9 protein-coding genes are annotated in these 11,655 nt (G+C 48.5%); 4 read left to right on the forward strand and 5 right to left on the reverse strand.

The features are described from left to right. Positions 1 to 7: 7 nt before the first annotated feature. The gene (locus tag Q0628_RS02850; RefSeq protein WP_298768072.1) at positions 8 to 814 is read right to left on the reverse strand and encodes a glycosyltransferase family 32 protein; all 807 of its coding nucleotides are present in this window, start codon (positions 812 to 814) and stop codon (positions 8 to 10) included. A gap of 155 nt (positions 815 to 969) precedes the next feature. Between Q0628_RS02850 and Q0628_RS02855 the strand changes: the two genes are divergently transcribed. Genes Q0628_RS02855 through Q0628_RS02865 form a run of 3 tightly spaced genes read left to right on the forward strand, consistent with a single transcriptional unit; the run spans position 970 to position 4,916 of the window. After that, entirely contained in the window at positions 970 to 1,416 is a 447-nt protein-coding gene (locus tag Q0628_RS02855; protein ID WP_298768064.1) for a hypothetical protein, read from the forward strand. Positions 1,417 to 1,425: 9 nt separating this feature from the next. After that, positions 1,426 to 3,276, forward strand: coding sequence for a UbiD family decarboxylase (locus Q0628_RS02860; protein ID WP_298768065.1), 1,851 nt, complete (start codon positions 1,426 to 1,428; stop codon positions 3,274 to 3,276). A gap of 20 nt (positions 3,277 to 3,296) precedes the next feature. Continuing rightward, on the forward strand, positions 3,297 to 4,916 hold the full coding sequence (locus Q0628_RS02865; protein ID WP_298768066.1) for a hypothetical protein: 1,620 nt from the start codon (positions 3,297 to 3,299) through the stop codon (positions 4,914 to 4,916). Here the strand turns inward: Q0628_RS02865 and Q0628_RS02870 are convergent, their stop codons facing one another. From Q0628_RS02870 to Q0628_RS02885, 4 genes are read right to left on the reverse strand one after another with little or no spacing between them, the layout of a single operon-like run. Further along, the gene (locus Q0628_RS02870) at positions 4,917 to 6,485 is read right to left on the reverse strand and encodes a 1,4-alpha-glucan branching protein domain-containing protein (protein WP_298768067.1); all 1,569 of its coding nucleotides are present in this window, start codon (positions 6,483 to 6,485) and stop codon (positions 4,917 to 4,919) included. A 39-nt stretch (positions 6,486 to 6,524) separates the two neighbouring features. Next, positions 6,525 to 7,733: a DUF4912 domain-containing protein gene (locus Q0628_RS02875; protein ID WP_298768068.1), complete on the reverse strand. Its 1,209-nt coding sequence runs from the start codon at positions 7,731 to 7,733 to the stop codon at positions 6,525 to 6,527. A 24-nt stretch (positions 7,734 to 7,757) separates the two neighbouring features. Beyond that, the gene (locus Q0628_RS02880; RefSeq protein WP_298768069.1) at positions 7,758 to 8,996 is read right to left on the reverse strand and encodes a hypothetical protein; all 1,239 of its coding nucleotides are present in this window, start codon (positions 8,994 to 8,996) and stop codon (positions 7,758 to 7,760) included. Next, a complete protein-coding gene (locus Q0628_RS02885) occupies positions 8,996 to 10,420 on the reverse strand; it encodes a hypothetical protein (protein WP_298768070.1) in 1,425 nt (474 codons plus the stop codon). Before Q0628_RS02885 ends, Q0628_RS02880 begins: the two co-directional genes overlap by 1 nt. A gap of 93 nt (positions 10,421 to 10,513) precedes the next feature. Here Q0628_RS02885 and thrC point away from each other — a divergent pair. Continuing rightward, the coding region (gene thrC / locus Q0628_RS02890) for a threonine synthase (RefSeq protein WP_298768071.1) at positions 10,514 to 11,655 on the forward strand (1,142 nt) is incomplete at its 3' end.

Below are 11,655 nucleotides of genomic sequence, written 5' to 3' on the forward strand. Positions count from 1 at the left end.
ACAATCCTTAAATCTCAATAGGTCTCTTACTTTCGTAGGCGGCAAGTCTGTTTTCGATAGTACCTCGGGGGGCGTTTCGCAAGAAATTTTTCACCCGTTGCCAGAAAGGCCGCCAGCTTCCATTTGTCACATGTATGGCAAAAGGTTTTGTTTTTGATTCATTCAAGCTGGGCAAAAAGACTTCGCCTGGATAAATAGTCATTCCTTCAGAAATCTTTTGCAGTTCATTCTTGTATACAAATCCATACTGTTGAGCCATGTGAGCATATATAAAGGGAGAAATGTTCTTAATGTTCAATTCCCCATCAGGCAGAATGAACTTTTCCTTTTCATAATATTCCATACATTTTCTCAAGAACGGATGTCCCGCTTCGGCACCAAAAATAGCCGCCTGCAAGGCAAGCCCCGGAAGAGCAATCTGGTTCGGATCCTTCTTGGTTCCATCTTCATTCAAAAATTTCCAGGACTTATTCTTCTTAAAATGCGAAGTAAACTCTATATTCGTAAAGTAACGGTTCTCAAGAAACGGATCAAAATTCTGGTAGACGAAAACATCGCTATCCAGATATATTCCACCTTCGCTGAAAATCGCATACAGTCGTATATAATCACTGGCAAAAGCCCATTTCGAAAGTTGAACAGCTTCGCGGACAAACGGAACTTCATCTATGATTTTCTGACATTTTGTCATGTCCCAATGAATTATTTCGTAATCAGGACAATGACGTTTCCAGCTGTCAATACAGAGACGCGGTAAAAGCGGCAGAGGGTCATTTGAAAGCCAAATGTAATGTATCTTCTTGGGTATCATAATACTATGTCTTTTCCTAACGACTCAAATATAAATTTATACAGACCTTTTTTTGAGAATTATTCATCAATTCGTGCGCATCGCCCTTTTTTTTACTAAATTATTCACATATGGTTCAGTACAGTCAAACTTCATGGCAAGAATACACTCTAGCAAACATGCTAGAAACAATGCGTTATGCCCCCATGAATGTGACTGTCGGAAAAGAGCCCGTAATCCATTACACGTTACCCAAGATTCTCGAACCAGGCGAAGCTGTCCGCTACACGGTCATCGTCGGCTTTAAAAAAATCAGCTGGACAGGCATGATTAGCGCCGTAAAGGGCAACAAGGTCATGGTACGACTCGGCAAAGGACCTTTCCGCGGCTTCAACGCAAGCCACGAATTCGTTGATGAAGGCAACATGACCGCCTGCTATGACGAATTTTCCTTCCAGGGCTTTAGCGAATTCCCCGAGGATGTATTTGCAAAAGTCATGGATAAGGCTTCAATCATATACGCAGTCGCAAGCCGCAAGGACATGCGCGACGCTCTCCTTGCCATCGAAAACAAGAAACAGACCCAAGGATTCGAGGCTATCGAACAATCCGCCACCGCCGGATAGGGGTCTTCCATGTACAAGAACTTGGAACAGGCCCTGCTGGATTTAGAAAAAGCTGGCATGTTGAGACGTATTCAGCGAGAAGTGGATCCGAACCTGGAAATGCCAGAAATCGCTCGTCAGGTGTTCGAAGCCGGCGGTCCAGCCTTACTTTTTGAACATGTCAAAGGAAGCCCTTTCAGAGCAGTCTGTAACATCTTTGGCACACAGGAAAGACTCGACTATCTCTTCCGGGATACCCTCAGAGGAACGCAAACGGCAGTTCTTTTCAAGTCAAATCCTGTTAATTTTTTCAAGCAAGCCAATCTAAAAAAATTGTGGAAAGCAGCACTCACCGGAATCCATTCGCTTCCCCGCAAAAGCGGGAGCATCAAGGACTTCTTGGAATGCAAGCTATCGGACTTGCCGCAACTTGTTTGTTGGCCCCGCGACGGAGGAGCCTTCATCACACTTCCGCAGGTTGCATCGCGACCCGGGATCGATACCGGCATCATGACAACGAACGTAGGCATGTACCGTATCCAAATTTCTGGCAACGACTACATTCCAAATGCAGAATGCGGGTTGCACTACCAGATTAAGCGAGACATCGCAAGGCACCACCAAAAGGCAATCGAAGAAGGCCGTCCCCTTAAAGTAAGCGTCTTTATCGGTGGACCTCCGGCGCATACAGTCGCAGCCGTCATGCCCATGCCCGAAAATCTGAGCGAACTTCTATTCGCAGGAATGCTCAGCGGAAGGAGATTTCGTTATTTTATTCACAACAACTATATAGTCTCTAGCGATGCAGATTTCTGCATACTCGGAGAAATTCAGCCAGAACTAAAACCCGAAGGACCCTTCGGCGACCACATTGGTTACTATTCCGACAAGCATGATTTTCCGTACCTCAAGGTCGAAAAAGTTCTTTGCAAAAAAAACGCCATCTTCCCGTTTACGGTCGTGGGACGTCCCCCGCAAGAAGACACCCTTTTCGGGAAGTTTATTCACCAGATAACAAAGCCCATGGTTCCCGCCTCGATACCCGGGTTAGTGGCACTCCACGCAATTGATGATGCAGGAGTTCACCCCCTGTGCCTTGCTCTCGCACATGAAAGATTCAGTCCATATATCAAGCAAGAAGACCGCGAGCCATCGGAACTTTTGAAGACGGCGAATGCCATCTTAGGATTCAACCAGGCAAGCCTCACCAAGTATCTTTTGATTGCCGCCGTCGAAGACGAAGATTTGCAGCACAAGATTGACGTGAACGATGTCGCCGGGTTTTTCTCGCATGTTCTGGAACGCATCGATTTCTCGCGCGATCTGCATTTTGAGACCTGCACGACCATCGACACCTTGGACTATACCGGAGGACGCATCAACCATGGTTCGAAGCTGACAATCGCTGCGGCTGGTATCAGAAAGCGCGAACTGCGCTGTAATAAGCAGGACCTCCTGAATTTAAACATTCCAGGAATCACGGCCATTTCAATTCCCATGCCAGGCATTTTGATGCTAGAAGCTCCCGCATACGACGAAAAAAATCGCGAGTTCTACATTTCTCAAATCGAGGACGCACTTTCCCAGTGGCCTTATCGAGAAAACTATCCATGGATTTCGCTTGTCGATTCTCATTCCGACAAATGCGGTTGCGAACTTCGTGATTTTCTGTGGCAGACATTTACCCGTTCCGATCCTGCTAAAGACATCTTTGGCTACCGAGCGAATGTAAGCACCAAACATTGGGCATGCAGCGCGCCCATCATTGTCGACGCACGAATCAAGCCTTTTCACCAGGAAGCTCTTGCCATTTCGGACACAATCCGAGATAAAGCCCGCCGCATTCTTGTAGAAGAAAATATTCTGGTACAGAACACATGATCCGCCTCGTATCTTTCATATTGGTTGTATTTTTTTTCAGCGTCATTCCCTCTTTCGCAGACGGTTTGTGCGGAACCGCTCGCATTCTAGAAAACTTGAAAAATCAAGGCAAGACGCTCAGGCAACTATTATACCAAAAGCCCCTTGCACAGACCGACATATCCTCCTGTACTGCAAGCGACCTGTATGACAGCGTCTACACAAAGAAAACTGAACATTTTGAAATATTTTACACGCTGGATGGTCCCCACCAGACAACTACCGAATTTATCGATTCACTTGTCAATACGCTTGAATATACCTGGAATTTTCATGTTCGAAAATCAGGGATGCGCGCCCCTATTGGCGGCTCCGAAACATACCAATATCAAAAAACAACAACAACAGGACTCTATCCTGTTGAAGTGCTAGACATCGATCTGCTGCGCAACACCAAATCAATCCTAAACGGAGTCTGCCACGGATGCTACGGACTTACATTTCCGTTTGATTCTACACGAAGCGAACTCATGATTGACAATGATTTTCGCTTCACGCCCTTAACCAACGCCCAAATAGACTCGACCCATTTCCACGGTAAGAATTGCCCCTACACAGTCGCAACCGAGCCCCTCGTGAACACAACCTATGGATATTCCTATGCGGAGCGCTGGATAAATGCCATACGGATTACCGCTGCACACGAACTTTATCATGCAATTCAGCTAAGATACCTAGACATGTTTTCTTACATCAACCTTTGGTACGAAGCATCTGCAGTAGGAATGGAAAATGTCATCTATTCCGAAGTCAATGACTATATTGCCTACCTTCGTGAAGCCTCTGAAAGCGTCGGAACGCCTCTAGATAAAATGGACAATGATTATGGAGCAAGTCCCCTATTCCTATACCTCTACAACCATGTCGGACGCGATACCGACAAACTGATTTGGGAAAGCTTCGCACGACAACCTAACAGACCATTCCAGGATCATCTAGCCAAAGCCGTAAGCAAGCGCAAGCTCTCCTCCGATTCCCTTTTCCACGATTTCGCGACAAGGCTCGCCTTTGCCGGCAGGCGGAGTTCACTCGTTGACTCCTCCTTCTGGATTGATCGCGACCAACCTCTATGGAGCGATTACAGAATCAATGCCCAATCAGGAAACTTTTCTGTCCGTTCCATTGATTCATTGGCATTCCAGTTTTACTCCAATGGTACTCCTGACCTCGGCCATTTCACAGGAAAAACTTCGGCAATCGCCTTGAACAAGCATTCCTACAAGGTTCGATTTCTACCAACCACCAACAGCGTCGATTCCGTCCGTGTTGAATTTGCGAACGAAGCCGATCTTGACTCCGTAATCTGGATCACAAGTCGATTCTCCGAAAGCGAAATTACACCGACCACCATATCGGACTCCACCCTACGAGCGTACCCAACTCCCTGGCGTCATGGACTGCTCTGTTTCACCCCTCTCCCGCAAGGCAAGAAACATCTAGAAATTCGAAATCGTCGCGGAAACCTCATCGAGAAGATTCCTTACGACAGCAGCACGCTCTGTCTTGACGAAAATAAGGTCAAGTCGATGCTCGTCCCTGGAGTCTACCGCTTCAGAGCCGGCAACAACGGCAAAACCAAAGATTTTATCGTAATATACTAGCTAGAGCCAGCTAAATATATTATTGGTCTTTTCAAGATCCGGCAAAACGGAATTCGATGCCGGATTCTCCGTATTCCTGAGGATAGTTTTACAGGCCTCCGCAAACAGGGCATGCCCATTATTGTAATGCTCATCTAGACGGCGACGAGCATAACCATCAGCAGAATGATTGTGAATCATGAAAGCCCAGTCCGAAGACTGGAACAGCATCAGTTCTCGCTCCATCTGCCTAATGTAGCGACCAAGCAGGATTCCACGCGGGGATTGTTCGCCCATCTTTTGGCGAATCGAAGCCAAGTGATCAATCATGGCTCGCAGACGATACGACTGCGGATAATATTTATCCGTTTCACCATTAATCCATACCGATCCAAAACCGCCTTCGCCCCAGCTAGAGAACGCTGGTTCATGAGTATCTGGATCAGCCGACGAAGTCATTATTTCATCAGCTCCGGCAAATTCAACTACTGGTGAAGATGCCGCACGTTCAAGCATTGCCTCAAGGAATATCGGGCCCTCAAACCACCAGTGGCCAAAGAGTTCCGCATCATAAGGGCAGAGCATGGCGGCCTTGTTACCGTCCATATTCACTAGCAGCTCAGAAATGGTCGTTTCGCGATTTACCACAAAAAGGTGGGCATGGTCCTCTGCAAGATGCATCGCATTCCAGGGACGGTACAGCTCTTTCTGTTCGCTGCCAGTAATGCGATTGTACTTAAAACCTGTATCGATTGGTTCATCACCTGCAAAGAAATATTCTCCGAGATAGTCGCGCGGACGATCTTTCGCGATATCCTTGAAAAACTCGCGATATTCAGGATGTCCCGGATAACCTGTGCGACGACTCCATACCTCCATAGAACTTTTCTGTTCGCGTCCCATGCAGTAAAGCCCCTGAGTAGTACGGAGCGGCGTAAACACGCCATACTTGGGAGGCGGAGACGCGAGCAAGGCTCCATGGGTTTCCAAGAAAAAATAATGCAGGCCAAATTCGGCCAAATATTTATCAAGTCCCGGAAAGTATCCGCACTCCGGAAGCCAAACGCCCTTCGGCTTTCGGCCAAAGGCACGTTCAAAACAACGCACGGTCACATCCAGCTGCATGCGAATCGACGCAGGGTCGCTCTGGTAAGCGGGCAAAAAAGGATGAGTACCCACGCAAGTGAGAAGGTTCAATTTTCCGAACTTTTCAAGCTCCAGAAATTCAGCGAGCAAATTGCGATGCAGGCGATTTTCCCACAAGTCAATTAGCGTCCGCTGACGAGAAAGGTAAAACCGTGAAAGTTGCTCCAGCTCCGTTCCGGCATTGCGAGCCACTTCCTTTTCGATCAGTTCGAGCTGCTTTTTCAGGTGCTCCGAGAATTTTTCGATCAAACTTTCATCCGAAAGCATCTCTATCAGCGGAGGAGAAATACTTAAGTTGAGCGTTCCGGGAACACCCTTTTCCAAGAGGCGCCGCATTGCCTGCACTAGAGGCAAATAGGTTTCGGCAATGGCCTCAAAAAGCCAATTCTCTTCGAAGAAGCGTTTATATTCCGGATGACGCACAAAAGGTAAATGTGCGTGCATCAGGAAAAGAATTTTTCCGGGAGCGCCCATTAAAAAGGACTACTCCGTACGCTTTACAACAATCGGCACGATCGTGGTCGGAAAATCACCATCCTTGTCTGTTGCAAATACCGGAATGACCTTCGTGCAATCCGGCAGGTCTTCTTCAAAACTGAAAGTACCATCCGGATTGAGCGGGAACGGTTCTCCGCGCACCTGCAAATGAGCATCAGGACGAGTTCCTCCGTAAACAATCAAACGAGTCTTGACCCACAAGAAGAAATCCTTCCCGTAGTTCACGGAATCCTTCGACACCTCGATATTATTGGACTGGAGAGCTGCACTCGAAAGCGCTCCCGAGAACATTGATTCGGAAGAACTTCCAAAATTGCCACCGAGATTCTTGAGCCAGGATTCTGCCGTCTGGCTGGAAAATCCAGAACTCATGAAATTGCCGAGCGTATTGCCACCGAGAGAAGCCTTTGCAAAGGCGTCATCTGCAGCAGGAGCAGCAGCATGCTTATCAAATACGGCAACCGGATTTGATTCCACAATCGGCTTGAAACTCTTGCCCTGCACAGATCCAAGAACGGCAACCACAGCCTTATCGGCCGTATTCTCGACATACCAGCTGCGGGCATTGGCAGGGACCTCGATATCACGGAACTTGCGTTTCTTGCCACGCTGTACGGTCAGGTCCGATGCGATATCAAACAAGCGAAGGACGATTTTCCCCTTGCCCTTCTTTGCTTCGTTGATTCGATTTTCGGAAACTTCCCAGAAGGCATGCATCCAGTTCGGATCCTTCTGCATTAGTACCAAGTATTCGGCATCGAAGGATTGCGCCATTTTGGCGACATCCTTTTCAGAAACCTTAGCGAGCTTAGCGGGAGCAGACTTTGCGGCAGACTTTGTAGCAACCGTTTTCTTACCGGTCACCTTCTTGACTTCAGCAGAAATCTTGGAGACCTTTGTCGCTGCGGCCTTCTTGACCTTGGCGACAGCCTTCACAGCCTTTTCTTCCGCATCCTTCATTGTCTTAATAGTGGCAGACTTTGTCGCTGTTTTCTTGACTGCAACAGCCTCGATCTTTTTCTTAGCCGTCGCCTTGACAGCCTTGACTTCCTTCACAACCTTAGCCACCTTTTTCTTGGCTCCGGCTTCGGTAACTTCCTTGACTTTTTTCACCTTAGCAGAAGCCTTTTCCGCAACGCTCTTGACGGTGCTCTTGACTTTAGACTTTGTTTCAGGTTCCTTTTTTGTAGCCATGACAGCCTCCTTCATATAAAACTATCAGCGTCCCATGCCCCATGTCGCTATGCCTGTTAGGCCAATACGCGCAGAGATGAAAAATTCTTCCCACTGCTGGTCTGTATCGGCAAAACGTTTACCCCCCTGGAAAGCCAAATCCAGGGTAGTCCCCTTACGTCCTAACGGGAAACCGCCTCCTAGCGATCCTCCTATTTCAAAGACATCCTTAACATACCAGTTTCGATACCATGTACCAACTCGGTAGTTGATCCGCTTGAAATACGATTCATAGAACAGAGGACTTCCATCGCACTGGTAACCAAGCGAAATCATAAAATCCTTCTGAGTTTCAGTGACTTCGGGAATATTCCAGCCGCCCCCAAGATTTTCGATATCGCTATCCCAGGCGCGCCAATGCAAATCAGCCATCACATTGTGGCGCTTGGCCAAACGATAATTGATACCCGTTGCAAGCAATGCGGGAACATCGATTTCACGAGTGTAATGCGTTGCAGCCAATGTATCCGCTTCGCTAAATCTAAAATTGTAGCTCAATTCGTTTTGAAGAGTATATCCCGTCGTAAAGGAGAAGAAATAGGACACCTGCTTACCGCGATACTGGAGTGACGCCGTATAGTAAGCAGGATGATTCTTGATTTCCCATGTTCCGTCAACATAATCCGAGATCTTGTACGATCCGGCACCCCATGCATCTTCGGCAGCGACGGCGGAGGTATTGCCACCCAGAGTCAGTTCTCTGGAAGTATTACCCATCACAAAGTGAGCAGCCCCACCCAAGGATAAGGAACGGAAAATCGGCAAGCGTACAGCATAAGCCGGAACCAGTTCATAGACGCTGCCCTGATACTCAATTTTCACATCGGAGGAATTCTCGGAATCCTCAAATTCCTCGTTAACCGTTGTTGCATAATGCTGCCACAGGGACAAGCCCATCGCCCCCCAGTTACCCATCGGGAACGACAGATTGAACGACGGCAAGGCTATATTATTTGCAGTATAGTGATCGCCATCATTGCGAGCCGCATCCATTTCAATCAGAAAGTTCAGGTTGAAAACGACCTTGACATCGAAAGCCAGTCGGGCAGGATTCACAACAGACAATCCTTCGGCATCGCCTGCTTTTGCATTGCCCGCAAAACCACGACCAGCCGCAGAAGCCGTTCCTCCCATGACATGCTCTTCACCTAGAGCTTCCACACCGATCATCGAAGCAAAAGAAGATCCAAATACAAACAATACGAACAAGAGGAGCTTTTTCATTATTCATCCCCCCGCTTGGAGGCTAGCCAAAGTTTTAGTGTCATCGGATTTTCCATCGAGGTAGAGAAATCGTAACGAGCGTAGTCAAAGTAATTCAGGAACACAAAACTCGTATCGCCTGCGGCTGTCCTATAATTTGTATAGGCCGTGTCCCTCTCTTGAAGGAAGGGGTATCCCATACGCATAATGAACTTCATGTTGCGACCATCACTTGCACGATTCACAAAGTCCCGAAGTCCAGCAGTCAATTGCACCGTCAAGGAATCTCCATCGTGGAACACCAAGTTCTGGTGACCATTTTCAAGAATAACTTCATTATTCAAACGGTAATTTTCCATTCGACGGACCTGCGTATCGGCACTATCAACATAAGAACCGACGACCACCTGTATCGGTTGACCAAGTTCGTTGCAACCCTTGGAGTCGTCTCGCAGCATCTTCAGTTCGGCTAGAATCACCGTCTGACGAACATCGTTGCCGTCCCCCTTCGTAAAGGGGAACTCGTCTCCATAAAATTCTGAAAGAGCATCCAAGATGGGCTCCGGAGGAAGTTCTATCACCAAGGAATCAAACACTCCCCCATGCAAGATAGGACAATCGGAGCAGTCTTCCTCATTTTTCACGATATTTGCCATGCGGAACGGATTGGGCGAAATGTAGGTCGTCGAATCAGCGAAAATCGCAAGGATAGGCGGATAGGAAGTCGCATCACCATTGAAACGATATTCCCGGGCGGCTTCCGGAGCCGATAGACGAAGTTGCAAGTGAGCAGACCCCTTGATCTTTTTAAACGCCTCCACCAATGCCGAAGGCATCTCCATACGGATTGAAGTATCCCCCTTGGCCATTTTGATCTTTAGCGTCGTATCAGCGGACGCATCCGGTTCCCATTTGGTCAAGCTTTCATACCAAGTGGAATCTTCGACATCCATGAGGCTGTCTATAAAATTGGAATTTTTGCTCGTTTCCAAAATCCAGCTGACATTCACGGTCAGCTCGTCCTTCAGCGGAAGAGAATCCTTCGGGAACTGCTTCATCTTGTAAAAATCACGCTGCCAGAATAGAACTAGAAACGATCCTGAAGTATCCGAATCCTTGAATGTCTTTATAAAGCTCGATTTCGGAGAAAAGGCAAAGTCCATCACAAGATCATGCGTCAAGTTCGAACGATGACCTAGTACAGCCCGCGCATCTGCAGATTTGGGGAACGTATCCAAGAAAGCCTCGGCCGACACCGGCTTGATATTTTCGATGCTCAATGTTTGCATCTTATAACTGCTAGGCATTCCCTGAGTAGAAAGCCACGATTCCAAGCCATTGTCATCGGATTCAAAAATACAGGATGTCGTCAAAAATGCCACCAACAACAAAATGATTGCCAAGAAGGCCGGACCGACAATAAAACCGTTTCTATTCTTTTTCACTCAGAACTCCGAGTCTAACTGTAAATTACGCGTACAATATAGAAAATTAGCGAAAAATTTCCTAAATTTGACCCGTAAAAACAAGAGGATATTATGGCTCAATTCAATGCCCATTTTAGGAACATCAACGGGGACGATACTTACCCGCTGACCGATGTCATTTACAGGAGCAAAGTCGACGGCAGCCTGCTCGAAGTCGAACACGACCGTGCAGCCCTTGCCGAGAAGAGCCCCGAAGAATGGAAGAAGCTCTTCGCCGAACGCCGCATGAGCTTCGAACCGGCCGACATGAGCGGCATCTGGAGCAAGCGCGAAATGGTGCTTCCCGACATGCCCCTCGAAGACATCGTCACCATGCGCGAAGGCTGGAGCCCGCTCTTTGACGCAGCTCCCTTGGCAAAAGAAATGGGCATCAAGAGCCTGAAGGTCAAGCTTTGCGGCAACTCCCACACGGGTTCTTTCAAGGACCTCGGCATGACGGTCCTCGTGAGCCAGGTGAACCACATTATCAAGAAAAAGATTCACGAAATCGACGCCGTGGCCTGCGCCTCTACCGGTGACACCTCCGCAGCCCTCAGCGCCTACTGCGCCAAGGCCGGCATTCCGAGCATCGTGTTCCTCCCCGCCGGGAAGACCAGCGTCGCCCAGCTGATCCAGCCGATTTCTAACGGCAGCATCGTCTTGGCCCTCGACACCGACTTTGACGGTTGCATGAAGATTGTGCAGCAGGTCACCGCCGACAACCGCATTTACCTCGCGAACTCCATGAACAGCCTCCGCGTGGAAGGCCAGAAGACCATTTCTCCGGAAATCTGCCAGGAAATGGGCTGGAAGGTTCCCGACACCGTGATTATCCCGGGCGGTAACCTCGGTAACGTGAGTGCTTTGGCCAAGGGTTTCGAAGACTGCAAGGCCATGGGCCTCATCGACCGCATCCCGCGCATTATCGTCGCCCAGGCCGAAAACGCCAACCCGTTCTTCCAGGCTTACGAACGCGGCTTCGACAAGCTCGTCCCGATGCAGGCGAAGAAGACGCTTGCCTCCGCCATCCAGATCGGTAACCCGGTCAGCTACCCGAAGGCCGTACGCGCCATCCAGAAGACAAACGGCATGGTCGTGAGCGTTACTGAAGAAGAACTTGCGAACGCCGCCCACCGCGGCGACCGCATCGGTCTCTACTGCTGCCCGCATACGGGTGTCGCTCTTGGCGCGCTTGAAAAGCTCGTGGCGAGAGG

It is taken from the genome of uncultured Fibrobacter sp. (genome assembly GCF_937877005.1).
Classification (GTDB): Bacteria; Fibrobacterota; Fibrobacteria; order Fibrobacterales; family Fibrobacteraceae; genus Fibrobacter.